26 protein-coding genes are annotated in these 25,753 nt (G+C 64.7%); 12 read left to right on the forward strand and 14 right to left on the reverse strand.

Translation table 11 applies throughout. The features are described from left to right. Nucleotides 1-45 precede the first annotated feature (45 nt). Both QCE62_RS04385 and QCE62_RS04390 read right to left on the reverse strand, forming a co-directional pair. Complete coding sequence (locus QCE62_RS04385) at nucleotides 46-987, reverse strand: DMT family transporter (protein WP_309914753.1); 942 nt, start codon at nucleotides 985-987, stop codon at nucleotides 46-48. Nucleotides 988-1,013: 26 nt separating this feature from the next. Then, on the reverse strand, nucleotides 1,014-1,829 hold the full coding sequence (locus QCE62_RS04390; RefSeq protein ID WP_309914757.1) for a VOC family protein: 816 nt from the start codon (nucleotides 1,827-1,829) through the stop codon (nucleotides 1,014-1,016). A gap of 199 nt (nucleotides 1,830-2,028) precedes the next feature. Here QCE62_RS04390 and QCE62_RS04395 point away from each other — a divergent pair, with 199 nt between their 5' ends. Further along, entirely contained in the window at nucleotides 2,029-3,492 is a 1,464-nt protein-coding gene (locus tag QCE62_RS04395) for a PLP-dependent aminotransferase family protein (RefSeq protein WP_309914759.1), read from the forward strand. Nucleotides 3,493-3,507: 15 nt separating this feature from the next. Here the strand turns inward: QCE62_RS04395 and QCE62_RS04400 are convergent, their stop codons facing one another. After that, nucleotides 3,508-4,062, reverse strand: coding sequence for a Rhs element Vgr protein (locus QCE62_RS04400; RefSeq protein WP_309914761.1), 555 nt, complete (start codon nucleotides 4,060-4,062; stop codon nucleotides 3,508-3,510). Nucleotides 4,063-4,242: 180 nt separating this feature from the next. On the opposite strand from QCE62_RS04400, the gene htpG reads away from it, so the two are divergent. Then, on the forward strand, nucleotides 4,243-6,147 hold the full coding sequence (htpG, locus tag QCE62_RS04405) for a molecular chaperone HtpG (RefSeq protein WP_309914764.1): 1,905 nt from the start codon (nucleotides 4,243-4,245) through the stop codon (nucleotides 6,145-6,147). Nucleotides 6,148-6,203: 56 nt separating this feature from the next. Here the strand turns inward: htpG and QCE62_RS04410 are convergent, their stop codons facing one another. Then, nucleotides 6,204-6,461, reverse strand: a complete 258-nt coding sequence (locus tag QCE62_RS04410; protein WP_309914767.1) for a hypothetical protein — start codon at nucleotides 6,459-6,461, stop codon at nucleotides 6,204-6,206. A gap of 157 nt (nucleotides 6,462-6,618) precedes the next feature. On the opposite strand from QCE62_RS04410, the gene QCE62_RS04415 reads away from it, so the two are divergent. The 6 genes from QCE62_RS04415 (at nucleotide 6,619) to QCE62_RS04440 (ending at nucleotide 11,964) form a co-directional block, all read left to right on the forward strand. Beyond that, nucleotides 6,619-7,260: a chorismate lyase gene (locus QCE62_RS04415; RefSeq protein WP_309914769.1), complete on the forward strand. Its 642-nt coding sequence runs from the start codon at nucleotides 6,619-6,621 to the stop codon at nucleotides 7,258-7,260. Then, complete coding sequence (locus QCE62_RS04420) at nucleotides 7,257-7,763, forward strand: DNA-deoxyinosine glycosylase (RefSeq protein WP_309914772.1); 507 nt, start codon at nucleotides 7,257-7,259, stop codon at nucleotides 7,761-7,763. The genes QCE62_RS04415 and QCE62_RS04420 overlap by 4 nt, the downstream gene beginning before the upstream one ends. Further along, nucleotides 7,732-8,655: a spermidine synthase gene (locus QCE62_RS04425; protein WP_309914775.1), complete on the forward strand. Its 924-nt coding sequence runs from the start codon at nucleotides 7,732-7,734 to the stop codon at nucleotides 8,653-8,655. Before QCE62_RS04420 ends, QCE62_RS04425 begins: the two co-directional genes overlap by 32 nt. Before the next feature lie 246 nt (nucleotides 8,656-8,901). Beyond that, nucleotides 8,902-9,150 carry a DUF3311 domain-containing protein gene (locus tag QCE62_RS04430; protein ID WP_309914778.1) on the forward strand — a complete coding sequence of 83 codons (249 nt, stop codon included), beginning with the start codon at nucleotides 8,902-8,904 and terminating at the stop codon, nucleotides 9,148-9,150. Next, entirely contained in the window at nucleotides 9,150-10,700 is a 1,551-nt protein-coding gene (gene mctP, locus QCE62_RS04435) for a monocarboxylate uptake permease MctP (RefSeq protein WP_309919607.1), read from the forward strand. The genes QCE62_RS04430 and mctP overlap by 1 nt, the downstream gene beginning before the upstream one ends. 154 nt (nucleotides 10,701-10,854) lie before the next feature. Beyond that, nucleotides 10,855-11,964 (forward strand): FUSC family protein, encoded by a 1,110-nt coding sequence (locus tag QCE62_RS04440; protein WP_309914779.1) that lies wholly within the window; start codon nucleotides 10,855-10,857, stop codon nucleotides 11,962-11,964. Between the two features lie 83 nt (nucleotides 11,965-12,047). Here QCE62_RS04440 and tal read toward each other — a convergent pair whose 3' ends face one another. The 4 genes from tal to QCE62_RS04460 all read right to left on the reverse strand — a co-directional run bounded on the left by tal (nucleotide 12,048) and on the right by QCE62_RS04460 (nucleotide 16,568). Next, nucleotides 12,048-13,001 carry a transaldolase gene (tal, locus tag QCE62_RS04445; protein WP_309914782.1) on the reverse strand — a complete coding sequence of 318 codons (954 nt, stop codon included), beginning with the start codon at nucleotides 12,999-13,001 and terminating at the stop codon, nucleotides 12,048-12,050. Nucleotides 13,002-13,305: 304 nt separating this feature from the next. Then, a complete protein-coding gene (locus QCE62_RS04450; RefSeq protein ID WP_309914785.1) occupies nucleotides 13,306-14,502 on the reverse strand; it encodes a benzoate/H(+) symporter BenE family transporter in 1,197 nt (398 codons plus the stop codon). A gap of 29 nt (nucleotides 14,503-14,531) precedes the next feature. Continuing rightward, nucleotides 14,532-15,707, reverse strand: coding sequence for a VWA domain-containing protein (locus QCE62_RS04455; RefSeq protein ID WP_309914789.1), 1,176 nt, complete (start codon nucleotides 15,705-15,707; stop codon nucleotides 14,532-14,534). 18 nt (nucleotides 15,708-15,725) lie between these two features. Beyond that, a complete protein-coding gene (locus tag QCE62_RS04460) occupies nucleotides 15,726-16,568 on the reverse strand; it encodes a MoxR family ATPase (RefSeq protein ID WP_309807801.1) in 843 nt (280 codons plus the stop codon). Nucleotides 16,569-16,965: 397 nt separating this feature from the next. Here QCE62_RS04460 and QCE62_RS04465 point away from each other — a divergent pair, with 397 nt between their 5' ends. Together QCE62_RS04465 and QCE62_RS04470 are read left to right on the forward strand one after the other, a co-directional pair. Beyond that, nucleotides 16,966-17,331: a c-type cytochrome gene (locus tag QCE62_RS04465; protein ID WP_061121774.1), complete on the forward strand. Its 366-nt coding sequence runs from the start codon at nucleotides 16,966-16,968 to the stop codon at nucleotides 17,329-17,331. A gap of 42 nt (nucleotides 17,332-17,373) precedes the next feature. After that, nucleotides 17,374-17,748: a c-type cytochrome gene (locus QCE62_RS04470; protein ID WP_409017784.1), complete on the forward strand. Its 375-nt coding sequence runs from the start codon at nucleotides 17,374-17,376 to the stop codon at nucleotides 17,746-17,748. Nucleotides 17,749-17,830: 82 nt separating this feature from the next. Here the strand turns inward: QCE62_RS04470 and QCE62_RS04475 are convergent, their stop codons facing one another. From QCE62_RS04475 to rsxB, 3 genes are all read right to left on the reverse strand, one after another. Continuing rightward, the gene (locus QCE62_RS04475) at nucleotides 17,831-18,262 is read right to left on the reverse strand and encodes a DUF1841 family protein (protein ID WP_309914792.1); all 432 of its coding nucleotides are present in this window, start codon (nucleotides 18,260-18,262) and stop codon (nucleotides 17,831-17,833) included. 84 nt (nucleotides 18,263-18,346) lie between these two features. Then, nucleotides 18,347-18,991 (reverse strand): endonuclease III, encoded by a 645-nt coding sequence (gene nth / locus QCE62_RS04480; RefSeq protein ID WP_309807804.1) that lies wholly within the window; start codon nucleotides 18,989-18,991, stop codon nucleotides 18,347-18,349. 16 nt (nucleotides 18,992-19,007) lie between these two features. Continuing rightward, nucleotides 19,008-19,859, reverse strand: coding sequence for an electron transport complex subunit RsxB (rsxB, locus tag QCE62_RS04485; RefSeq protein ID WP_309914795.1), 852 nt, complete (start codon nucleotides 19,857-19,859; stop codon nucleotides 19,008-19,010). 390 nt (nucleotides 19,860-20,249) lie between these two features. Between rsxB and QCE62_RS04490 the strand changes: the two genes are divergently transcribed. Beyond that, on the forward strand, nucleotides 20,250-20,882 hold the full coding sequence (locus QCE62_RS04490) for a TetR family transcriptional regulator (RefSeq protein WP_309914797.1): 633 nt from the start codon (nucleotides 20,250-20,252) through the stop codon (nucleotides 20,880-20,882). Nucleotides 20,883-20,965: 83 nt separating this feature from the next. Here the strand turns inward: QCE62_RS04490 and QCE62_RS04495 are convergent, their stop codons facing one another. Beyond that, entirely contained in the window at nucleotides 20,966-22,237 is a 1,272-nt protein-coding gene (locus tag QCE62_RS04495) for a polyhydroxyalkanoate depolymerase (protein ID WP_309807809.1), read from the reverse strand. A gap of 385 nt (nucleotides 22,238-22,622) precedes the next feature. Next, nucleotides 22,623-24,497 carry a glycoside hydrolase family 15 protein gene (locus QCE62_RS04500; protein WP_309914799.1) on the reverse strand — a complete coding sequence of 625 codons (1,875 nt, stop codon included), beginning with the start codon at nucleotides 24,495-24,497 and terminating at the stop codon, nucleotides 22,623-22,625. Between the two features lie 508 nt (nucleotides 24,498-25,005). Here QCE62_RS04500 and QCE62_RS04505 point away from each other — a divergent pair. Continuing rightward, complete coding sequence (locus QCE62_RS04505) at nucleotides 25,006-25,254, forward strand: hypothetical protein (RefSeq protein ID WP_309914802.1); 249 nt, start codon at nucleotides 25,006-25,008, stop codon at nucleotides 25,252-25,254. Nucleotides 25,255-25,384: 130 nt separating this feature from the next. Here QCE62_RS04505 and QCE62_RS04510 read toward each other — a convergent pair whose 3' ends face one another. Further along, a complete protein-coding gene (locus QCE62_RS04510) occupies nucleotides 25,385-25,537 on the reverse strand; it encodes a DUF3096 domain-containing protein (protein ID WP_309914805.1) in 153 nt (50 codons plus the stop codon). Nucleotides 25,538-25,753 lie beyond the last annotated feature (216 nt).

Consider the following 25,753-nt stretch of genomic DNA (forward strand, 5'->3'; position numbering starts at 1 on the left):
CGGGCGAGCGGCGCACGCGCAATCCAGCATTATCGCGCGTGCGCGTCATCTTGCGTGCGTCGGACGGGCGGCGGGTGCCGGCACTGCCTGAGTCTGCAGCGGCGCGGGACGCACGGCGGCCCGGCGGCCCAGCACGACGGTCACGATCACGGCGGCCGCGTACAGCCACGTCGAGCCGCTCACGTGCTCGCCGAAGAACAGCGCGGAGAAGGCCATCGTGAAGAAGATCTGCAGCAGTTGCACCTGGCCCACGCGCGCGATGCCGCCCATCGCCAGTCCGGCGTACCACGCGAAGAAGCCGATGAACTGCGAGAACAGCGTGACATAGCCGAAAGCCAGCCACACCTTGAGCGAGAGCGGCCCGGGATGCGCCGTGTGATGCGCCCACGCGAGGCCGCCGACCGGCAAGAGCAGGAACGGCGCCGACAGCACGAGCGCCCAGCAGATCACCTGCCAGCCGCCCATCTGGCGGGCGAGCCGCGCGCCTTCCGCATAGCCGAGCGCGCCGATGCCGACCGCGACCAGCATCAGCAGGTCGCCCGCCTGCAGGCCGCCGCCGCCCGTCTGCACCGCGAAGGCGACGACGATCGCGCTGCCCGCGAGCGCGCTGACCCAGAACAGCTTCGACGGCCGTTCGTGCGAGAGCCACGCGGCATAAATCGCGACGCACAGCGGCTGGAGCCCGTTGACCACCGCGCCGTGCGACGCCGGCACGTATTTCATCGACCACGCCGAAAACACCGGAAACGCGATGATCACGCCCAGCGACACAACCGCCAGGCTCTTGACCTGCGGCCAGGTGGGCCACTTTTCGCGCCGCCAGGCGAGCAGCGCGGCGGCGGGCAGGGCCGCGACGAGCGCGCGGCCGAGGCCGTTGAGCAGCGGATGCACCTCCGCGACGACGATGCGCGTCATCGGCAGCGTCAGGCTGAAAATGACCACGCCGATCAGGCCGAGCAGCATGCCTTCGGTTTCGCGGGTTCTCATCGTGGGGTGTCTCCTCGGATCGGATATCAGATGTCCTGTCGGGGTGTGCCGGGCAGGTCGAGTTGCTGCGGTGCCTGCGGCTCGGTCTTTTTCGCGCGGCGGCGTCTGGCTGCCTGAAGCGCCTCTTCCTCGCGCGCCTGGGCATGTTCCGCGGATTCGCCAAGGGTGAGCGTCGAGCCGTCCGGAAGGTCGAATTCTGCCACCAGCACCGGGGCGCCGGAGGTGGCCTCGATGTGGATCAGGTGCGCCGCGCCGAGCCACGCGAGCTGTTCGGCGATGCGCGCGGCATCGGCGTGAAAGCCGCGCAAGGCGCGCAGCGCGATGCCGCTGGGCGGCAGTACGTCGCTCGGCAGCAGCGGCGTGTCCCACTGGATCAGCGACGGCAGCACGCCTTGTCCGGCGCCTTGCCACGCGGGGAACGCGCCGTCGTCGGGGACAGTCAGGCCCCACGTATTGGCGCCGCGCGACATCGCCGCGACCGGCGCGATGCGTTCGGGATACTGCTCGCGCCAGCGCGTCAGCGACTTCGGCCGCTCCACGCGCGCCACCCAGTGCACGAGCTGCGGACCGTGTTCCGCGATGCGCTGCTGCTGCGCCGGATCATCCAGCGCGAAGAGACGTGGCCGCGGCGTCTCCACGGCGGGCGCGGCGGGATCGATCGCGATCACTTCCAGGTAGGCTCCGCCCCACAGATTCAGCAGGCGATTGTGGGTGCGCATTGACGGATGCGTGCCGCCGGGCGCCGTGTCCACGCCGAACTTCGCGGCGACGAATTGCGCGCCTTCCTCGAGCGTGCGCGCGGCGATGACGAGGTGGTCGAGTTTGAGTCGGGAATCGGTCATGACAGGCGCGGTTGGACTGGATGGGCCGCCTGGCTTGACGCAACGCCCAGCATTCTCGCGACCCGAAAGGAGAATGTAGCGTCTCTCACCATAACAGTAACGGTACAATCGACCCAGCCGTGTTCGGTACAGTTTTTGACTCTTCCCGACAATTCAGCAAAAGCACCGGCAACGCATCGCCATCCGCCCGGAGGTCCGCATGTCCGTCCCGCTCGACCAGATTCCCGCCCCGCACGACGCCGCGCAACTTACCCTCGTGGACCAGCTCGTGCAATGGGGCCGCCGCCGCATCGACGAACGGGTGTTCCGGCCCGGCATGCGCATGCCGTCCATCCGCAAGCTCGCGCTCGACAAGGGCGTGTCCCGCTTCACCGTGGTCGAGGCCTATGAGCGGCTCGTCGCGCATGGCTATCTCGATTCGCGCCGCGGTTCCGGGTTCTATGTACGCGAGCGGGCCGCGCCGTCGCTCGTCGCCCGGGGCGAGGCGCCCGCCGCCGCTTCGGAGCGCGAGCCGCTGCAGAACACCATCGACGTGGTCTGGCTGCTGCGCAACATGCTGCACACGTCGAGTCCCGAAAAAGGGCCGGGCCTGGGCTATCTGCCGGGCCGCTGGCTCGACGGCGAACTGATCACCAACGCCTTGCGCGCGCTGTCCCGCCTGAGCGGCGCCCAGATGCTCGGCTTCGGCACGCCGCAAGGCTTCCTGCCGCTGCGCCAGCAATTGCAGACGCGGCTGGAGGAACTGGAAATCGGTGCGTCGGCGGCGCGGCAGATCGTGCTGACTTCCGGCATCACGCAGGCCATCGACCTGATCGCGCGGCTCTATGTGAAGCCGGGCGATGCGGTGATCGTCGGCGATCCGGCGTGGTTCCAGATGTTCGGGCGCTTCGCCTCGCAGGGCGCGCGGCTCGTCGGCATGCCGTACACGCCGGACGGCCCCGACCTCGACGCGCTCGAAACGCTCGTCGCCACCTGGCGGCCGAAGATGCTGATCATCAACTCCGTGCTGCAGAACCCGACCGGCACCTCGCTGACGGCCGCGCAGGCGTACCGGATCCTGCAACTGGCGCAGGAATACGACTTCATCGTCGTCGAGGACGATGTCTACGGCGACCTGTGCCCGACCAACTTCCCGGCCACGCGCCTGGCCTCGCTCGATCAGTTGAAGCGCGTGATCTTCCTCGGCAGCTTTTCGAAGACGCTCGCGGCGAACCTGCGGGTCGGCTATATCGCGGCCGCGCCGGACGTCGCGAAGGCGCTGGCCGATCAGAAGATGCTCGTCGGCATGACCAGTCCGGAGCTGAACGAGCGGGTCGTCTACAAGATCCTGACCGAAGGACACTACCGGCGGCACGTCGAGCGCCTGCGCACGCGGCTCGACGGCGTGCGCGACAAGACCGCGCGCATGCTCGAGAAAACCGGACTGCGGCTGTTCTCGACGCCGTCGGCGGGCATGTTCCTGTGGGCTGACGCGGGCGTCGATTCCGACGGTCTCGCCGCCGCCGGCCACGAAGCCGCCTTCCTGCTGACGCCGGGCAGCCTGTTCTCGCCGCAGCAGTCGCCGACCACCTGGATGCGCTTCAATGTCGCCAATTGCGGCGATCCGGCGTTGCCGGAACTGCTGTCGAATTATCTGGACCGTGCGTCGCGGCGCAGCGCCTGAAGTCTGAAGCGGGCGCTAACGCCTTCGTCCGGGCAGATTGCGCCGCGCCGACGGCGTCCGGATGAATTCCGCCAGCACGGTCTCGAACAGCGCGAGCGCGCCGGGCATTTGCCGGTAGCGCTGCTCGTAGAGCCGGTGCTGGCCGTCGCAGAAGCGCAGCGCGAAATAATCCGCGAGCAGGTTGCCTTGCGCTTCCATGTTGAAGTCGGCGAGACGCTTGCCGGCGGCCAGCCGGTACGCGTAGGACAGCCCGACGCGCAGCGCGCCGCGCCATCGGACCGGATAGCCGAGCTGGAATTGCCATACGTGCGTCATCTCGTGAATGAACCACATGCGATTGCCGAGGTCGCAGCACGAGAAATCATCCTGACAACAGGCGCTCGGAAAATACAGCTGGCCGTTGGGCGCCATCGCGGTGCGCGGCGGCTGCAGGCCGAACGGCAGATAGGCGCGGGCATGGACGCGGACCGCCGGATAGTCGATGGCGTCGCCGAACACGAGCCGCGCCATGCCGGTTTCGCCCGGCGTGAGCGGACGGCCTGGCGGTGCGCGGCGGAACAGGAGCGGCATGACGGTACGGGCGATGCGGCGAGGTCAAAGACGCATCATAAGACCTGGCCCCGGACGGCCCTTGAAAAACGCCGAACCGCCCCGATATCGCTCGAATTGCCGGCCCAGGCGGCGCGCAGTACCCCGCCCGGGCCGTCAGCATCACTTCAACACAGATAAATCAACACAGAGGACCCGGACATGGCGCAAGAAACCATGAGCTTTCAGGCAGAAGTGAAACAGCTTCTGCACCTGATGATTCATTCGCTGTACAGCAACAAGGAAATCTTCCTTCGCGAACTCATTTCCAATGCCTCCGACGCCGCCGACAAACTGCGTTTCGAGGCGATCGAGAACAGCGCGCTGTACGAGAACGATCCGGACCTGCGCATCCGCGTATCGTTCGACAAGGCCGCGCGCACCGTGACCATCGACGACAACGGCATCGGCATGAGCCGCGACGAAGCCATTTCGCATCTCGGCACGATCGCGCGTTCGGGCACCAAGGAATTCTTCTCGAAGCTCTCGGGCGACCAGCAGAAGGATGCGGCGCTGATCGGCCAGTTCGGTGTGGGTTTCTATTCAGGCTTCATCGTTGCGGACAAGATCACGGTCGAGACGCGCCGCGCCGGGCTGCCGGCGGAGCAGGGCGTGCGCTGGACCAGCGCGGGCGAGGGCGATTTCGAAGTCGAGGACATCGAGCGCGCGCAACGCGGCACCACCATCACGCTGCATCTGCGTGCTGACGAAGACGACCTGCTGTCGTCGCACAAGCTCAAGTCGATCATCCAGAAGTATTCGGATCACGTCGCGCTGCCCATCCTGATGAAGAAGGAAGAGTGGGACGCGGAAAAGAGCGAGATGGTCACGAAGGACGAAGACGAGACCGTCAACCAGGCGAGCGCGCTGTGGACGCGTCCGAAGAGCGACATCAGCGACGAGCAGTACACGCAGTTCTACCAGCACATCTCGCACGACCACGACGAGCCGCTCGCGTGGACGCACAACCGTGTCGAGGGGCGCAGCGAGTACACGCAACTGCTGTACGTGCCGAAACACGCACCGTTCGACCTGTGGAACCGTGAGCATCGCGGCGGCCTCAAGCTGTACGTGAAGCGCGTCTTCATCATGGACGATGCCGAGCAACTGCTGCCCGCGTATCTGCGTTTCGTGAAGGGCGTGGTGGATTCGGCGGACCTGCCGCTCAACGTCTCGCGTGAAATCCTGCAGGAAAGCCGCGATGTGAAGGCGATCCGCGAAGGCGTGACCAAGCGCGTGCTGTCGATGCTGGAAGACATCGCGAGCGCGTCGGCCGAAGCCACCGACGACGCCGGCAAGCAGAAGTACGCGAGCTTCTGGAGCGAGTTCGGCCAGGTGCTGAAGGAAGGCGTCGGCGAAGACTTCAGCAACCGGGAACGCATCGCGAAACTGGTGCGCTTTGCCTCGACGCACAGCGACAGCAGCGAGCAGACCGTTTCGCTCGCGGAGTATGTCGCGCGCATGAAGCCCGAGCAGACGAAGATCTACTACGTGACCGCCGACAGCTGGCAGGCCGCGAAGAACAGCCCGCACCTTGAGGTGTTCCGCAAGAAGGGCGTGGAAGTGCTGCTGCTGACGGATCGCGTCGACGAATGGATGCTGTCGTTCCTCAATGAGTTCGACGGCAAGCCGCTCGCAAGCGTCGCACGCGGCGACCTCGATCTCGGTGCGCTCAACGACGAAGAGAAGCAGCAGCAGGAGAAGGTCGGCGAGGACATGAAGCCGCTCGTCGAGAAGATGAAGGAAGCGCTGGAAGGCAAGGCGAAGGATGTGCGGCTCACGTTCCGTCTCACTGATTCGCCCACCTGCCTGGTGGCCGACGAAGGCGACATGAGCGGCTATCTGCAACGCATGCTGAAAGCCGCGGGCCAGCAGGCGCCGCAGATGCAGCCGATTCTGGAAGTGAATCCGGAACATCCGCTCGTGAAGGCGCTCAACGCCGACAACGCCAACTTCGCGGACTGGTGCCATCTGCTCTTCGACCAGGCCATGCTGGCCGAAGGCGGCACGCTGGAAGATCCGGCGAGCTTCGTCAAGCGGACCAACGCGCTGCTGCTCGCGCGCTGAACAGTCTGAAAGCAGTGTGATGCAGGCGCCGCCGGGAAAACCGGCGGCGCCTGTTTTCATTTGCGCTTGCGCTCCTTGTTCGACTGCGCGAGCACGGACGCGGCGAGCTTTTTGGTGTCCGGCGCGTATTTGCTGCTATGGAGCACTTCGCTGGCTTTATGCTCCATCCCGGCACCGGTTTGCTTGCGCGTATGCGACTGAGCCAAGGCGGATGCGGCAAGGCTCTTGGCCGTTGCCGACGCCTTCGGGTCATGCAGTGTTTCCGACGCCAGATGCGCAACCGGTCTGGACGTTTGTTTCTTGTTTACCGACATTCTGTTTGCCTCTCAGGATGAAACCGGCGCGGCGCGCGACCGGCATTTCAGTCTCCGCTTCTGACATGCCGCGCACCATACGAATCGTCCTAAGCTGCGGTTGTGGTAGGCACGGGTGTAAGGCGGGCGTTGGCAGGCGGCCCTTATAATCGCCGCCATGTCCATGCCGACCGATCCCACCGATGCGCACTGGCGCGTCGTCCCCTGTGCCGCTCTCTCCGATGCTCAACAAGACTGGCTGACGCGCGGCGGCTCGCTGACCGCGCATCTGCGCACGCTGGGCGCCGTGACCGTCGATGTCACGCGCGAAGCCGTCAGTCTTCCCTGGCGGGACGAAGCCCGCGCGCTCGGCATCACGCCGCGTACGCCGGTGTGGCTGCGCGAAGTGGCGTTGAAGGTCGACGGCACGCCCTTCGTCGTCGCGCACAGCATCGTTCCGCTGGCGTACAGCACGGGCATATGGCAGTCGATGCGCCGCTTGCGCACGCGTCCACTCGCGGAACTGCTATACAGCGACAGCAGCGTGTCGCGTTCGGCGCTCGCAAGCCGCCGGCTGACGGCGCGTCATCCGCTCTATCGGCTGGCCTTGCGGCAATCGCACGATGTCTCACCCACGCTCGTCGCGCGCCGTTCGGTGTTCGAGCGGCACGGCGCGCCGCTGATGGTCACCGAATGCATGCTCGATACGCTATGGACCAGGCTCGCCACGCTCCACGGTCCGCATCGGCGCGAACATGCGCGGGCGTATGGGCATCTGAGTTCGCATGCGAAGCGCGTCGTGCGCGGCGAAGCGAAATGACGCTCGCCGGATTCGAGCCGATCGGCGATCACGCCACTCACACGCTGATTCTCGGCAGCTTTCCGGGCGTCGCTTCGCTGGCGGCGGCCCAGTATTACGCGCATCCGCGCAACCAGTTCTGGCGCCTGGTGGGCGCGGCGATCGGCGAGCCGCTGCACGAGCTCGCCTACGACGACCGGCTCACGCGGCTCCTGGCGCATGGCATCGGCCTGTGGGACGTGCTGGCGGCGTGCGAGCGTGAGGGCAGTCTCGACAGCGCGATCCGCCACGCGTCGCCGAATGACTTCGCCGTGTTCCACACGCGCTTTCCGGCGTTGCGCCGCGTCTGCTTCAACGGCAAGACCTCGGGCCGGTTCGCACCGGTGATCGGCGCCGCGGGCTATGCGACGCGGGTGCTGCCGTCGTCGAGTGCGGCCAATGCTATGCTCTCGTTCGACCAAAAACTGCGTCTCTGGCGCGACCTCCTCACCCATGACGACCCTGATCAAACGCGCGTCCGCTGAAGCCCGCGCGTTCGGACGCAAGCAGGACTCGAAGCACGCCGGCAAGCAGAAGCAAAAGCAGAAGCGCGCCGCGCGCGAGCACGATGACGACGATCTCGCCCATGCGCCGCGCATCGAGGCGCCGCGCAAGCCGCGCTTCGCGCCGGTGACGTTCTCGGAAGAGGGCGGCGTGCGCTATCTGCACTTCGGCACGGAATGGGTGCAGGGCGCGATGCGTCTCCGTAAGCCCGATCACATCGAACTCGAATACGTGCAGCAGATGATGGCCTGGCTGCTGTTCATCGAGACGCCGGAGCGGATCGTGCAGCTCGGACTGGGCGCGGCCGCGCTGACCAAGTTCTGCTACCGCTTCCTGAAGCGTGCGAAGGTCGAGGCGGTGGAAGTGAATCCGGCGGTCGTGATCGCAGCCCGCGCGATGTTCGACCTGCCTTATGACGACGCGCGTCTCACCGTCACCGAGCGCGACGCGTGGGAGTTCGTCAACGATCGCGCGAATCACGGCACGACCGGCGCCATGCAGATCGACGTGTATGACGCCGCGGCACAGCGTCCGGTGCTCGACAGCGTGTCGTTCTATCGCGCCTGCCGCGCGTGCCTCACGCAGGCGGCGGGCGTCGTCACGGTGAACCTGTTCGGCGACCATCCGAGCTTCGTGCGCAACATGCGGCATCTGAACGAGGCGTTCGATCACCGCGTGATCGCGCTGCCGGAAGTGCACGACGGCAATCGCGTCGCGCTGGCCTTCGCGGGGCCCGCGCTCGACGTGCCGCTCAGTGCGCTCGAGGCGCGTGCGAAGCTGATCGAGGATCAGCTGGGATTGCCTACGCGCAAGTGGGTGAAGGGTCTTGCCGAAAGCGCGGGCCTCAAGCCGGGCGAAGCCTTTCGGATCTGACGCCCCAACGTGCGGCACCGTGCTGGGCGTGCGTTCCAGCATGGTTACAAAGTTCTTTCAAATCAGGGGAATAGTCGGGATTCCCCTTGCTTGACCGGGTTTTAAGGGTCCATATACTCCTCCTGTTATTTCGGGGCGCTTTCAACGGCCGCCAGGCCAGTCACGTGGCGTGAAAACCGATACGACAACCGGCACGTCATCCGTCCGGACCGTAGACCAAAATCAAACAAGAGGAGAGGACCGTTCATGGCTCAAGAAGCTGCGACCGGCACTGGACAACCGCGCAACAAGCACTGGCTGTGGCTTTTGATCCTTCCGTGGATCGGTGTGGTATGGGTGCCGTTTTATAACAAGATCGAGCCCGTGTTGTGGGGCTTCCCGTATTTCTACTGGTACCAGTTGTTGTGGGTGCTGATCAGCGCGGTGATTACCGCGGTCGTCTACAAGAAGACCAGGGCGCTGCCCTCGAATCGCAAGAGCGGAGGCGCGCGATGATGAATTCCACCGCAACCTTCGTCTTCGTCCTCTTCTTCGTCGGCGTCACGATTCTCGGCTTCATCGCCGCGCACTGGCGCAAGGGCGATCTCGCCCAGCTCGACGAATGGGGTCTCGGCGGCCGTCGCTTCGGCACCATCGTCACCTGGTTCCTGCTCGGCGGCGACCTCTATACGGCCTACACCTTCGTCGCGGTTCCGGCGCTCGTGTTCGGCGCGGGCGCAACCGGCTTCTTCGCGCTGCCGTACACCATCCTCATCTATCCGTTCGCGTTCGTCGTGTTTCCGAAGCTGTGGAGCATCGCGAAGCGTCACGGCTATGTGACCGCCGCCGACTTCGTGCATGCCCGCTACAACAGCCGCATGCTGGCGCTGGCCGTCGCGCTGACCGGCATCGTCGCGACCATGCCGTACATCGCGCTGCAACTGGTCGGCATCGAAGTGGTGATCGGTGCGCTCGGCTTCTCGACCCAAGGCCTCGTCGGCGATCTGCCGCTGATCATCGCCTTCGCGATTCTCGCCGCGTACACCTACACCTCGGGTCTGCGCGCACCGGCGATGATCGCCGTGGTGAAGGACGTGCTGATCTACATCACGATCATCGCCGCGATGATCGTGATTCCGGCGCAGCTCGGCGGCTTCGGCCACATCTTCGGCATCGTGCCGCCCGAGAAGATCCTGCTGAAAGCGCCCGACGCCGCGAGCCTCAACGGCTACAGCGCCTATGCGACGCTGGCGGTGGGTTCCGCGCTCGCGCTGTTCCTGTATCCGCACTCGGTCACGGCCATCCTGTCGTCCAATTCGGGCAACACGATCCGCCGCAACATGTCGCTGCTGCCCGCTTATTCGCTGGTGCTCGGCCTGCTGGCGCTGCTCGGCTACATGGCGCTCGCTTCGGGCGTGAAGGACATGCCGGAATACGCGCCGTACTTCAAGGCCTACGGCGCGAACTTCGCCGTGCCGGCGCTGTTCCTGCACTACTTCCCGTCGTGGTTCGTGGGCGTGGCGTTCGCGGCAATCGGCATCGGCGCGCTGGTGCCGGCGGCGATCATGTCGATCGCGGCCGCCAACCTGTACACGCGCAACGTGCACCGCGAATTCGTCAATACGTCGATGACGCCGGAGCAGGAGACCAACGTCGCCAAGCTGGTGTCGCTGATCGTGAAGGTGGGCGCGGTGGTGTTCATTCTCGCGCTGCCGCTGACCTATGCGATCCAGCTGCAACTGCTCGGCGGCATCTGGATCATCCAGACGCTGCCCGCGCTGGTGCTCGGCCTCTACACGCGCGTGCTCGACCATCGCGGCCTGCTGATCGGCTGGGCGGTGGGGATCGGCGTCGGTACCTGGATGGCCGTGTCGCTGCAACTGAAGGGCTCGATCTATCCGCTGCATCTGTTCGGCTATGTCGTGCCGGGCTACGCCGCCGTGTGGGCGCTGATCGCCAACCTGATCGTGTCGGTCGCCGTCAGCCTGCTCGTGCGCGTCCTGGGCCTCAAGCGCTCGGACGACCGCACGCGTCCGGAAGACTATCTGGACATCGTGGAAAGCTGATCCAGCCGCTTGTGCCGCGCCGGGCGCTGACCCGGCGCGGCTCACGAAAAGCTGGTAAAACGCCCGTAGCAGCCGCCGGCCGCTACGGGCGTCTTGTTTGTGCGACGCGCGAGCCGGCCGGACGAACGATCATGTTCATCGACGCGAGCGAACCATGTTTTCTCCGACATCGACGTCAGTCAGACACGGCCGTCTGTCGCGTCTGTTCAGCTGGATTGCATCGCCGTACTTCCGCTATCGCCACGCCAACCTGATTCACGGCGTGCGGGTCGCACTGGCCGTGGCGATGTCGATTGCCGTGACCACCGGCATCGACGTGCCGCACGGCGTCTGGGCGACGGTCTCGGTGCTGGTGGTCGTAGGCGGCTTGCAGCACTACGGCAACATCCGCAAGAAGGCCGCCGAACGCGCGATCGGCACGATGCTCGGCGCGGCGTTCGGGCTCGTGCTGATCGCGGCGCAGGCGCTGACCGGCTCGCTGATGCTGTTCTTCGTGCTGATGTGCGCGATCGCGGGCGGCTGCGCCTACTACGCGATCGGCAAGGCGGGCTACGTCGCGCTGCTCACGGCGATCACCATGGTCATTGTCTCGGGCCACGGCGACCTGCCGTTCACGACGGGCCTGTGGCGCACGGCGAACGTGATGATCGGCGTGGTGATCGCGCTCGGCTTCTCGTTTGTGCTGCCGCAATACGCGACTTATTCATGGCGCTACCGGCTCGCCGACAATCTGCGCGAAGGCGCGAAGATCTACGGCGCACTGCTCGAAGGCGTGCCGCTGCTGCCGGAAGACATGGCGAAGCGCTTCTTTCGCATGAGCCAGCGGCTGGTGCAGTCGCGCGGCCTGCTGGAATCGGTATCGAAGGAAACGAACCTGCCGATGGCGCGGCTCGAGGAAATCCAGCGGCTGCATCGCGCGATGCTCGCGGCGCTCGAAATGCTGGTCACGTCGATGCCGGAAGTGACCTCCGTAGGCGGACATCGTTTTGCGCTCGGCTGCTCGCCGGGTGAAGTCGCCGTGCGCCGTCAGTTGCTGCAGATGGCGCGCGCGCTGCGCTTCGGCCGCGTGAGCCTGCTGCATCATGCGCTGGAGACCACGGCCGTTGAATCCACGGTGTGCGCCGAGTCGCCCGGCGATCACGCCACGGAAGGCATGCACTGGCTCGCGATGCGCTTCGTCGAACAGGCGGAGCGCTTGCGGCTGCGACTCTCGGAAGTGGAACGGCAATGGAACATTGAGGGCGCTCGGCCGTTCGGCGCGTGAACCTCTCCAGGCGCATCCGCAAATAAAAAGGACCGCGCACCGGATCGGTGCCGCGGTCCTTCTTGTTCCAGGCGAGACCGGCGTTACTGCAGCGCGGCGATCAGCTTCTCGAGCTTGATGGCGTCGGCGGCGAAGGCGCGGATGCCTTCCGCGAGCTTCTCGGTGGCCATGGCGTCGTCGTTGACGGCGAAACGGAAGGTCGGCTCATCGACCGCGATTTTCTCGACGTTCTCGTTCTTGCTCGCTTCCGGAGACAGCTTGCGCTCGACGGTGTCGTTGCTGTCGGCGAGTTTCTTGAGCAGGTCGGGGCTGATGGTCAGCAGATCGCAGCCGGCGAGTTCCGTGATCTGGCTCAAGGTGCGGAAGCTCGCGCCCATCACCTCGGTCTTGTAGCCGAACTTCTTGTAGTACGCGTAGATGCGGCGCACCGACTGCACGCCCGGATCGTTCGCGCCGCCGTTCTTGACTTCGTCCCATTCGGCGCCGGCCGACTTCTTGTACCAGTCGTAGATGCGGCCGACGAACGGCGAGATCAGTTGCGCGCCCGCGTCGGCGGCGGCGACGGCCTGCGCGAGCGAGAACAGCAGCGTCATGTTGCAGTGGATGCCTTCCTTCTGCAGGACTTCGGCGGCGCGGATGCCTTCCCACGTCGAGGCCAGCTTGATGAGCACGCGCTTGCGGTCGATGCCGGCATTCTCATACAGCTTGATGATCTCGCGGCCCTTGGCGATGGAGGCCTGGGTATCGAACGACAGGCGCGCATCGACTTCGGTCGAGACGCGGCCCGGGACGATCTTGAGGATTTCGGTGCCGAAGGCGACGAGCAGATTGTCGATGATCTGCGGCATCGGCTTCTTCGCGTGCTCCTTGACGGTCTTTTCGAGCAGCGGCTTGTAGTCGTCCTTCTGGACGGCCTTCAGGATCAGCGACGGATTGGTGGTCGCATCCTGCGGCTTGAATGCGATGAATTGCTGGAAATCGCCCGTGTCGGCGACGACGGTCGTGTACTGCTTGAGCTGGTCGAGAGCGGATGTCATGTCGAGTCTGAGACGCGTGGCGCCTTGTCAAAATGCGGTAACAAACCCGCGGATTGCCCATGATTGCGACGCCGCGCGGCGATTTCGATGGCGATTGCCATCGAAATCACGATCGCGCGGCGCGCCCCTGAAAACCATTCCGTCATTCTAGTCCCGCGCGCGGGAAACGCGCTGATCGCGTGCGCGTCCGGTTCGACCGGGCGCGGGCTTTAGCGTTCCGTCTTGTTCCTTGCGCATGTCCCGTGCCGGTGCGCGGCATGTGCCAATTAGCGGACGAAAGCGGCGGACGAAAGCGGCGGACGAATCACGCGCGCCGGGCATTGAGCACCAGATGCGTCGCCAGGCCCGCCATCAGCCCCCAGAACGCCGGTCCGATCGACAGCAGTGTGAGTCCTGACGCCGTCGTCATGAACGTGACGAGCGCCGGTTCTCGCTGCCGCGGATCCTGCATCGCGTTCGTGAGACCGCTCATGATCGAGCCGAAGAGCGCCAGCGCGGCCACCGAAACGACCAGCGCCTTCGGAAACGACGCGAACAGCGCGGCGATGGTCGCACCGAACACGCCGGCGACGAGATAGAACACGCCGCACCACACCGCCGCCGTATAGCGCCGGTTGCGGTCCTCGTGGGCTTCGCGGCCGGTGCAGATGGCGGCGGTAATCGCGGCGAGATTCACGCCGTGCGAGCCGAACGGCGCGAGCAGCAGCGAAGCGAAGCCGGTGGCCGAGATGAGCGGGGCGGACGGCGTGGTGTAGCCGTCGGCGCGCAGGACGGCGATGCCGGGCACGTTCTGCGAGGCCATCGCGACGACGAACAGCGGGATGCCGATGCTGATCGCAGCCGACACGGAAAACGCGGGCATCGTGAAGACAGGATGCGCGAGCGCGACGTGAAAGCGCGAGAAATCGAGCAGCCCGAGCGCGCCTGCCATGGCGATGCCCGCGGCGAGCGTCGCGGGAATCGCATAGCGCGGCGCGAGGCGCTTGCCGGCAAGATAGGTGAAGAACATGACGAGCACGAGCGGCGTCTGCGCCTGCGCGGCGTGAAAGATCTCGATGCCGATTTCGAACAGGATGCCCGCCAGCAGTGCCGCCGCGATGCCGCTGGGAATGCGCTTCATCAGCGTGTCGAACCAGCCGGTCAGGCCGACGGCGGTCAGCAGCGCCGCGCACACGACGAACGCGCCGATCGCTTCCGCGTACGGGACGTTCGGCAGCGAGGAGACGAGCAGCGCGGCGCCCGGCGTGGACCAGGCGATGACGATCGGCGCGCGGTAACGCAGCGACAGTCCGATGGTGCACACCGCCATGCCAATGGAAAGCGCCCAGATCCACGACGAGATCTGCGCATCGCTGAGATGCGCGGCCTGGCCGGCCTGGAACATCAGCACGAGCGAACTGGTGTAGCCCGTCATCATCGCAACGAAGCCGGCGACGACAGTGGACAGGGACGAGTCGAACAACGGGCGCAGCGCGACGGGCGCCGCAGACGGGACTTTCATGGTGGTTCTGCTTCTTGGCTTGTATGGATTTATTTCGACAGCGCGCGCATCGCGCTTTCGAGGCCGGACATCGTGAGGCCATACATGCGGTTGCCGAGGATCTGGCGGATCGCACCGATCGACTGGCGGTATTCCCACAGACGCTCCGGCTCCGGGTTGAGCCACGCGTGATGCGGGAACTGGTCGGCGAGCCTGCGCAGCCACACGGCGCCCGCTTCGGCGTTGTTGTATTCGACCGAGCCGCCCGGCTGCAACACCTCGTAGGGGCTCATGGTGGCATCGCCGACGAAGATCAGCTTGTAGTCCGGCGTGAACTTGTGCATGACGTCGAGCGTCGGCGTGCGTTCCTGATGACGGCGCCGGTTGTGCTTCCACAGATAGTCATACACGCAGTTGTGGAAGTAATAGAACTCGAGATGCTTGAACTCGGCCTTGGCGGCGGAGAACAGCTCCTCGACGCGCTTGATGTGGTCGTCCATCGAGCCGCCGACATCGAGCAGCATCAGCACCTTCACGTTGTTGTGGCGCTCGGGCACCATCTTGATGTCGAGCCAGCCGGCGTTGGCGGCGGTGCTGCGGATGGTGTCGGGGAGATCCAGTTCTTCGGCCGCGCCTTCGCGCGCGAAGCGCCGCAGCCGCCGCAGCGCGACCTTGATGTTGCGCGTGCCGATCTCGACCTGGTCGTCGTAGTCCTGATAGGCGCGCTGGTCCCACACCTTCACCGCAGTGCGGTTCCCCGACGATTCCCCGCCGATGCGGATGCCTTCCGGGTTGTAGCCGCCATGTCCGAACGGCGACGTGCCGCCGGTGCCGATCCACTTGCTGCCGCCTTCGTGACGTTCCTTCTGTTCGTCGAGCAGCGCCTTGAGGCGCTCCATCAGCTTGTCGAGACCGCCGAGCGCCTCGATGCGCTTCTTTTCCTCGGCGGTGAACTCGCGATCGAGACGCTTCTTGAGCCAGTCGAGCGGAATGTCGAAGGCTTCGTCGGGCAGTTGCGCGAGCCCGTGGAAGTAGGCGCCGAACGCGCGATCGAACTTGTCGAAGTACTTTTCGTCCTTCACGAGCGTCATGCGCGCGAGGAAGTAGAACTCGTCGAGCGACGGCGCGATCACCTGCGCCTTCAGCGCCTCGAGCAGCGTCAGGTATTCCTTCACCGAGACGGGCAGCTTCGCGTCGCGCAGCGAGTAGAAGAAGTCGATCAGCATGGCGCGCTCACCATCGGCTCAACGATGATTGCGGTTCATGAACAGGAGCCGCTCGAACAGCGCGACATCCTGCTCGTTCTTGAGCAAGGCGCCGTGCAGCGGCGGCACGATTTGCTTGTCGTCGGCCGAGCGCAGCGCCTCGGGCGCGATGTCTTCGGCGAGCAGGAGACGCAGCCAGTCGAGCAGTTCGGACGTGGACGGCTTCTTCTTCAAGCCGGACACCTGGCGCAGTTCGAAGAAGCTCTGCATCGCCGCGGCGAGCAGGTCCTGGCGGATGTTCGGAAAGTGCACCTCGACGATGGCCTTCATCGTTTCGGCATCGGGGAAGCGGATGTAGTGGAAGAAGCAGCGGCGCAGGAACGCGTCGGGCAGTTCCTTCTCGTTGTTCGACGTGATGATGACGAGCGGGCGCTGCTTTGCCTTGATCAGCTCGCGCGTCTCGTAGACGTAGAACTCCATGCGGTCGAGTTCGCGCAGCAGATCGTTCGGGAATTCGATGTCGGCCTTGTCGATTTCATCGATCAGCAACACGCTCGGCTGGTCGGATTCGAAGGCCTGCCACAGCACGCCCTTGACGATGTAGTTGCGGATGTCCTTCACGCGTTCGTCGCCGAGTTGCGAGTCGCGCAGGCGCGAGACGGCGTCGTATTCGTACAGACCTTGCTGGGCCTTCGTCGTGGACTTGATGTGCCATTGCAGGAGCGGCATGCCGAGCGCGCCGGCCACTTCCTCGGCAAGCATGGTCTTGCCGGTGCCGGGTTCGCCCTTGATCAGCAGCGGCCGTTGCAGCGTCATCGCGGCGTTCACCGCGAGCTTGAGATCGTCGGTTGCGACGTACTGCGATGAGCCCTCGAAACGCATGACGAAGATCCGGTCAGAGAAAAAAATCCCAGTATAAGTCAGAAGCCCTTTCGGCATCGGGGGCCGCCGGGTATCGTGTGAGCCGCTTCACGCGCAGCTTCGGCGCTTCGTCGCGGTGGGGCGGGAGCGAGCGCGCAGGCGGGCTCGTTGCTTGTACAGGGACGAATTGTCGCAGCGAAGCGCAGTCCTTTTCAGGCGATTCCCCTTGCCAGCAAGGCTGCGAGAGGGTGCGCGTGTGGACGGAGGGTAGGTCGCGCGGTACAATTAGCGCGATTTTTTTGGCCTGCGTGGCGCCAGACCCTGCAGCAGCAAACAGTCCCGAGAAGGTTGTATGCGCTCGGCGCGGGCCGCGGCCTTGTGAGCGCCGGATTTCCCCTCAAGCCAGGTTAGAAGAGCTATGAACAATTTTGTCGGCAAATGTGCCGTGATTGCAGCGCTGTCCGGTCTCGCCGGCTTCGCGACCCAGGCGTCGGCCGACGTCGTCGGTAACGCGAAGGCCGCAGAGGGCAAGGTTGCGATGTGCATCGGCTGCCACGGCATCCCCGGCTATCGCACCGCGTATCCCGAAGTCTACGAAGTGCCGATGCTGGGCGGCCAGAACGCGCAGTACATTGCCAACGCGCTGCATGCCTACAAGAAGGGCGACCGTCATTTCGACACGATGCGCGCCATCGCGACCACGCTGTCGGATCAGGATATCGCCGATATCGCCGCGTACTATGCCGCGCAGACTCCCCAATCAAAGAACAATCCCGACAAGTAATCCGCGCGTGACACCGCAAAGCGACAACGGGAAGGAGAATTCATGAAGCCCTCGAAGGCACTTCGCAGCATCAAGGCAGCATGCGCGGCGGCGCTGATCGGCATGACGGCGTTCGGCACGGCGCACGCGGCCGACATCGGCAACGGCAAGGCGCTGTCCGACAGCCACAACTGCGCGGCCTGCCACGGCCCCGGTCTCAACAAGCCGGTGAGCGGAGAGTATCCGCGTCTCGCGGGCCAGCACGCCACGTATATCTACTGGGCGCTGCGTCAGTATCAGATCGGCGGCAACAATCCGAACTTCGGCCGCAACAACGCCATCATGTCGGCGCAGGTGCAGAGCCTTTCGCCGAGCGATTTGAAGGATCTCGCGGCTTACATCGAGTCCCTCGACGGCAATCTCGTGCTGAAGAAGTAAGGGCCGAAGCCCTGGCAGTTCGATCGACACCCCGCGCATGCGGGGTGTTTCATTTGGTGCGGCTGCGTTGCCGGATCACGTGTCAGTCGCGCGAGGCGCGCCGTTCGATCAGCGCGAGATAGGCGTCGGTATCGGGCGGCGTGTTCGAGCGCTGCGCTTCCCAGATGACCTGGCCGAGACACTCCATGATCGCGTGCTGCGCGTCATGCGGCGAACCGAGGCGTGCGACCAGTTTGTCGTGTGCGCGCCGGATGCCCGGCGGCTGGTCGATGGACAACTGTTCGCTGATGGCGAGGTGCATCGACAGATGCAGGAACGGATTGGTCTGGCCGCGATCGGGCGAATAATCGGCTTCACGCGCTTCGGGATGGGCCAGTGCGTCCTGATATTCCGGATGCTCGCTGATCCAGTCGGCGGCCATGCTTTCGAGCGGCGTCAGAATCTCGCCGGCGCGCTCCTTGCGCCAGGCGTCGGTGAAGAACTGGCGAACTTCGTCGCGGCTGGGATTGAACATAAGGTGTTGATTCGATTGCGGGATTGCGGGTTTTCGTAGCCCGGTATTGTACGCCCGCATGGCTTTTCGCCGCTCAAACCCGGCTTACTCCACCGGCGCGGGCGTCTTCGGCCGGTACTCGCACAGCGGCTCGATGACGCAATGCCAGCACTCGGGCACGCGCGCCTTGCAGACGTAGCGGCCGTGCAGGATCAGCCAGTGATGCGCGTCGTGCAGGAATTCCTTCGGCGTGAACTTTTCGAGCGCGCTTTCCACTGCGCGCACGTCCTTGCCGGGCGCAAGACCGGTGCGATTGGCGACGCGGAAGATATGGGTATCGACGGCGATGGTCGGTTGCCCGAACGCGATGTTCAGCACGACATTGGCCGTCTTCCTGCCGACGCCCGGCAGCGCTTCGAGCGCCTCGCGGTTGTCGGGCACCTCGCCGCCGTATTGGTCGATCAGAATGCGGCACGTCGCGATCACGTTCTTCGCTTTGGTGCGATAAAGCCCGATCGTGCGGATATGCTCGGTCACGCCTTCCTCGCCGAGCGCCAGCACGGCCGCCGGCGTGTTCGCGAGCGGAAACATCTTGCGCATCGCCTTGTTGACGGAGACATCGGTGGCCTGCGCGGAGAGCATCACGGCGATCAGCAGCTCGAAGGGCGTCGTGTATTCCAGTTCGGTGACCGGATGCGGGTTCAGGCTCTGCAGCGTTTCGAAGATCGCGTGGCGTTTCCTGGCGTTCATGGGTCGAGGTCCGTGTTCACGCGGGTTTATCGGGATCCTGCGGCGCGGGGTTGTCTTCTTTCAGGCCGAGACGGCGGCGGCGCGCGTCGGCTGCGTCGATCTGCGCCTGCACCGCGGGGCTCACGTGCTCCGTATTCTTCGGTCCCGCCCCCAGCTTCGCCATCTCTTCCTTCTTCTTGCGCGCGCGGTCCAGCGCGGCCTGGATGATCGCGCGTTTCTTCGCTTCGGGATCGTCTGCCGGGGCGGGCTGCGCGAGCGACGGAGACTGTGGCGCGGAGGTCGCCGCGCTTGTCTCCGCCGCCTGCGCGGTGCGCGATGCCTGGCGCGCGTTCGCCTTCGCTTCGGCGGCCGCGCGCTCGCGCTCGAGACGCGCCGTGCGGCGGTCGTGACGCGTGCGGGCGGCGTCGGCTTCGGGCTGACTCCAGGCATCCCATCCGGTGCGCGTGCCGGTGACGGGAATCATCGCGATGCAATCCACCGGGCAGGGCGGCACGCACAGGTCGCAGCCCGTACACAGTTCCGTGATGACCGTATGCATCTGTTTCGCCGCGCCGACGATGGCATCGACCGGACAGGCCTGCATGCACAACGTGCAGCCGATGCACACGCTTTCGTCGATGACGGCTACCGGCCGCGGCCGTTCGATGCCATGCGTCGTGTCGAGCGGGATCACCGGCTTGCCGAGCAGCGCCGCAATGCGCGCGATGCCTTCGGCGCCGCCCGGCGGGCACTGATTATGGTTGGCCTCGCCGGCGGCGATGGCTTCGGCATAAGGCCGGCACGCCGGGTAGCCGCACTTGGTGCATTGTGTCTGCGGCAGCAGGTCTTCGATGCGCTCGGCGAGCGTCCTGGAAACGGTTGCGGTCACGGGGAAGTGCTTTGATGCCGGGAAATTGACGCAGCGTGGATGCGGGCGTTGCCGCGTTGGCCGGACGCTTCGAAGGCGCCGGAAGCGCTGCGGGTTCGAAGCAGCTCTCACACTGCCTGGTCCAGGCCTGTTGCATGTGGGGCAGGTCACGCGTTCCGTCAGCGGGCGCGTGCCCGGTTTGTCCGTCATTATCGCCGAAGTCGGCAGGGGCGTGACGGCCAGCTTTCAATCCCAATTGCCAACGTTCTTCGATATGCGCATAATCAAATCGCTTTCGTTGGACTGCAGGACGGTGTTCCCCAATCACCTTGGCGCGCCCGTTCACGTCATGTCTCCCGTCCCGGGCTGCGTGGCGCTCATCCGGCAACGCGGCTCTCGAATCATGCCACCATGAATCAGCCGAAAATCAAAAGAGATCCTGAAGGCACCCGGCGTCGTATCCTGCTTGCCGCCGCGGAGGAGTTTGCAGCCGGTGGCCTGTTCGGCGCCCGCGTCGACCAGATCGCGCGCCGGGCCGAAACCAATGAACGCATGCTCTATTACTACTTCGGCAGCAAGGAGCAGCTGTTCACGGCGGTACTGGAGCATGCGCTGTCCGCGCTCGTCGAAGCGGAGCGCACGCTCGAACTGGATGGCGTCGCGCCCATCGAAGCCATGACGCGTCTCGCGCATTTCGTCTGGGATTACTACCGCGATCATCCGGAACTGCTGCGTCTCATCAACAACGAGAACCTGCATGAGGCGCGCTACATCAAGGGATCGAACCGGATCCGCGAGTTGATCTCGCCCATCGTCACAACGCTGACCGCCATTCTCGAGCGCGGCCAGAAAGCCGGCTTGTTCCGCAATGACGTCGAACCGCTCAGGTTCTACGTCACGCTCTCGGGTCTCGGTTATTACATCGTGTCAAACCGCTTCACGCTGGAAGCGACCTTCGGGCTCGACTTCAACGAAGCCCATCAGCGCGAGCAGATCGTGCGCATGAATACCGAACTGTTATTGGCCTATCTGACGCGGCGCTGAAGGCCGTGTGGGTCGCAGAAAACAAAACGTCGCGCCTGGAAGCAGGCGCGACGTTTTTGTTGATGCTGCGCTGAAAGCGGACCTCAGGCGGGCACGGCCTCGCTCTTCGGCTGCTTGTCGTGTTCGAGGATGAACTCGCGCAGTTGCGGATACACCATCGTGCGCCAGCGGCGGCCCGAGAAGATGCCATAGTGGCCGGCCTTCTCTGCCGTGAAGTGGCGCTTGTTCTTCGCAGGCAGGCCGGTGCACAGGTCATGCGCGGCGCGCGTCTGGCCGCTGCCGGAGATGTCGTCCAGCTCGCCTTCGATCGTGAACAGCGCCGTGTGCTTGATGTCCTGCGGACGCACCATCTCGCCATTCACTTCCCACGTGCCTTCCGCGAGCCGGAACTCCTGGAACACGATGCGGATGGTCTCGAGGTAATACTCGGCGGCCATGTCCAGCACGGCGTTGTATTCATCGTAGAAGCGGCGATGTTGCTCGGCGTCGTCGTCGTCGCCGCGCAGCAGGTTCTGATAGAAGTCCCAATGCGCGGTCAGATGGCGCTCCGGATTCATCGCGACGAAGCCCGCGTGCTGCAGGAAGCCCGGATAGACCTTGCGGCCGACGCCCGGATAGTTCGCCGGCACCGTGTAGATGACGTTGTTCTCGAACCATTCGTAGGAATGCTCGTTCGCCAGCGAGTTGACCGATGTGGGGCTGCGGCGCGCGTCGATCGGGCCGCCCATCATGGTCATCGTGCGCGGCGTGTCTTCGCCGCGGCTCGCCATCAGCGAAATGGCGGCGAGCACGGGCACGGTCGGCTGGCACACCGAGATCACGTGCAGGTCCTTCGCGCCGATGTGACGGATGAACTCCTGGATGTACTCGACGTAGTCGTCCAGATGGAACGGACCGTTTTCGATCGGCACCATGCGGGCGTCGAGCCAGTCGGTGATGTAGACCTTGTGATCCTGCAGAAGGGTTTTCACCGTGTCGCGCAGCAACGTGGAGTGATGGCCGGACAGCGGCGCGCATACCAGCACGATGGGTTCGTTCTTCAGCTTGGTGACGGTGGCGCTGTCATCGGCGAAGCGCTTGAAGCGGAGCAGCCGGCAGAAGGGCTTCTCGATGACCGTCTGCTCGACGATAGGAATGTTGTGACCGTCCTTGACGATCTGATGCAGTTCGAACTCCGGCTTTTCGTAATCCTTGCCCAGCCGGTAGAGCAGTTCGTAGGCCGCGGCGAAGCGCGTGGAGCCGGGCACGTAGGCGAGGGGGCTGGCCGGGTTGACGAAGGACTTCGATGCGGCCTGAGCCCATGCTGTGAGGGGAGACAGCACCGCTCGCTGGAATTCGTGGATTTGATAGAGCATGGTTGCCCCGGTAACTCCGGTCGGAACCGGTACCCCGTTGATGCCTGCGACCCGAAAAAAGACGGCCCGGCGACGACGTTCAACGGTACTGGATGATCCCCGGCTGCGCGGCGGGCTGACGCCGCACGGCCGAGGCACTGTCTTTCTGCGATCACTGCCGCTTCACAGGAAGCGATGCTCTTTGAACACAAACGGAACTTGACGACCGCAGCTTCTTCGATCTTGAGTGCAATATTTTCCGGGTAATGTGCGTTCGATTCAATTGGTCGGTCGAAACTGCCGGTTTTTACACAACACTTCAGATGCTACTTAAAAACAGGATAATTTTTGTGCGTTGCACCAATATTACCGTCCGAGCATTATTCCCGCCAGCAAAAACAAGCATTTAGGACTGTCCCGAGGCCGCGTCGATCTCCGCCTGCGCCGCGTCTTCCGCGTGCCCTTCGGCGCCGGAGGGCTGCCCGGTCGCCTTCGCCATCTCTTCTTCGTGACGCATCAGGTTCATCCCGGTGTGCACCAGCGCCACGTGCGTGAAGGCTTGCGGGAAATTCCCCACCATGCGCTTCGCCACCGTGTCGTACTCCTCTGCCAGCAGGCCGACATCGTTCGCCAGGCCCACGAGCCGCTCGAACATCGCGTGCGCCTCGTCGATCCGGCCCTGCAACGCCAGGTTGTCCACCAGCCAGAAACTGCAAGCCAGAAATGTGCCTTCCCCCGGCGGCAAGCCATCCTCGACTTCGGTCGTGTGATAGCGCTTGACGAGACCATCGTGCGTCAAAGTGGTCTCGATCGCATGTACGGTGCCGATTACTCGCGGATCTTTTGGCGGCAGGAAACCCAGCAACGGGATCAGCAGCAGGTTCGCATCGAGCGCTTCGCTGCCGTAGGCCTGCGTGAACGAGTTGAGCTTCGGGTTCCAGCTCTTCTTCAGCACCTCGGTGCGGATGCGCGAGCGCATGTCGCGCCAGTGGTCGATCGGGCCCGGCAGTTCGAAGGTCTCCGCCGACTTGATCGCGCGATCGTACGCTACCCACGCCATCACCTTCGAAAAGGTGAAGTGCTGTCGGCCGCCGCGCACTTCCCAGATGCCTTCGTCGGGTTCCTGCCAGACGGTGTCGAGATGCTGGAGCATCGCGCACTGGATCGACCAGGCGGTTTCGTCGCTCTGCAGGCCGCCCACGCGCGCAAGGTGCAGCGCGTTCATCACTTCGCCGTAGACATCGAGCTGCAACTGGTTGACCGCCCCGTTGCCGATGCGCACCGGCGCCGCGCCCTCGTAGCCCGGCAGCCAGGGGACCTCCCATTCGGGCAGGCGGCGCTCGCCCGCGATGCCGTACATGATCTGGATCTGCGCCGGCGAGCCGGCCATCACGCGGCCCAGCCAGGCGCGCCAGGCGCGGGCTTCGTCGTAGTAGCCGCCGCGCATCATCGCGAGCAGGGTGATGGTCGCGTCGCGCAACCAGCAGTAGCGATAGTCCCAGTTGCGCGTGCCGCCCAGCTGTTCCGGCAGCGAGGTCGTCGGCGCGGCGACGATGCCGCCCGTCGGCTCGTAGGCCAGCGCCTTGAGCGTGATGAGCGAGCGGCGGATGGCCGGCGCCCACTGGCCGGTGAGTTCGCTCTGGCTGGACCATTCGCTCCAGTGGTTTTCGGTGCGGGCGAGCTGGGTGTGAGGATCGTGTGCGGGCGGCAGGCGCAAATGCGATTGCGAATAGCACAGCGAGAAAGGCACGCGTTCGCCCGGGCTGATATCGAAGCAGGCGGTCGTGCGCATGTTCTCGCCGACGAGATCCACCGGCGTGCGCAGCACGGCGAGATCCGGACCGGCGATCGCGCGGATGCCACTGTCGTCGGGAAGACGGCTGACCCATGGCACGGCCGAGCCATAGTCGAAGCGCAACACCAGCTCCATCTTCATGCGCACCGTGCCGCGTCGTCCGACGACGATGCGCACGAGTTCCGAATGGCCGTTGCGCAAGGGCATGAAGTCGATGATCGTCACCGCGCCCTGGGGCGTCTCGAAGTCGGTTTCGAGCACGAGCGTGTCGCCGCGATAGCGCCGCGTGATGACGGGCGCTTCCCCATCGGGCATCTCGGGGGCGAGCAGCCAGCGGCCATGCTCGGGCGTGCCGAGCAGCGCGGCGAAACAGGCGGCGGAGTCGAAGCGCGGCCAGCAGAGCCAGTCGACCGAACCGTTGCGGGAAATCAGGGCGGCCGTGTGGCCGTCGCCGACCATGGCGTAGTCTTCAATCAAAGCGGGCATAAGCGAACATCTTCCTGCTTGCGGCGTGCGTCATGCGTCGACACGCGCCGTGGGTTAAGCAAAGGATCCGGGACGCTGCGCACATCCTGGGCGAAGCGCGACGCCATCGGACGAAGGGTTCTGGATCGCGCCGCGTGCATGCCTTCTGGCCGCATTCTGCCGCAATCGTTCGATATGGGCAGGGAATCGCGCCATCTGGCAGCACATAGCACCACCTCGGGCATGCGACTGCATGCCACGCCGGTATGGCGGAAAAAGACGGATCTTGCGCCGTTCCAGCCATTGATCCGCCATTCGGCTGATGTTTAGAATGAAGCTTCGTGAAAGGTAGTAGCGCTAATTCAGAGGCGCGGCGCGTCAGCCTGCTTTCACCGGTCTTTCTGTTTTGTTTCATCCGTCCTGTTTGGTCGTCCTGTTTGGTCGTCCTGTTTGGTCGTCCTGCTCATTGTCGCCAAGCCTGCGCAGTGGGTCCCGCCTTCAACGTAGCGTTTTCGAGGAACGGAATTCCATGCTCTATCCGTCGAAAGCCGATTGCATCGCCATCCTTTCCGCCGCCAGCGACATGCCGGACACGCAAGCGCTGCTCACGCTCGATCATCGGCATCTGGGCCTGTCGCGTAATGCCATGGAAACCGCCGCCGCCTTTCTCACCGAGCGCGGCTGCTTCAGCCGCTACACCTTCGGCGTGAGCGGTGTGGCGGTGGGTGCGCTGTCGCTGCAAGGGCGGCTGCGGCTGGACCGGCTCGCCAACGGCTGAGCCGCCGTTCCTGGCACGTTTGCGCCGGGCTTTTCCCACTGCGAACACCTCTGACGCGGATGCGCGGCGCGAGCCGTGCATTCGCGTTCGCGCGTTCGTCGCAGGGGGAAAGGCGTGCGCGCCGCGGTGCTCAGAAATGCATCGAGCCCATGCCGAACAGGCCGATCAGCCCGATGACGATCAGATAAATCGCGACAATGAAATTCAGCAGTCGCGGCATGATGAGAATCAGGATCCCGGCGATCAGCGAAACCAGCGGTCCCAGTGCGAGATGAACGGTCATGGCGGCAACTCCTGTTGTTGGTTCGAATCGGTTGGCCCGTCGTGCGTGGTGTATCTTGGACTCGACACTGTCTTCATGAAGTCCCGAACCCGTCATGCGCCTTGCGTGCCTTCGGTGCCTTCGGCGAGCTTTGGAGCAGAACTTGCTCCCGCACGTCGTCGGCCACGCGAGGCCCGCGCAGGCGACGGTCGCGCATCGCCCCTGAACAACACGCAG

The organism is Caballeronia sp. LZ033 (assembly GCF_031451265.1).
GTDB lineage: Bacteria > Pseudomonadota > Gammaproteobacteria > Burkholderiales > Burkholderiaceae > Caballeronia.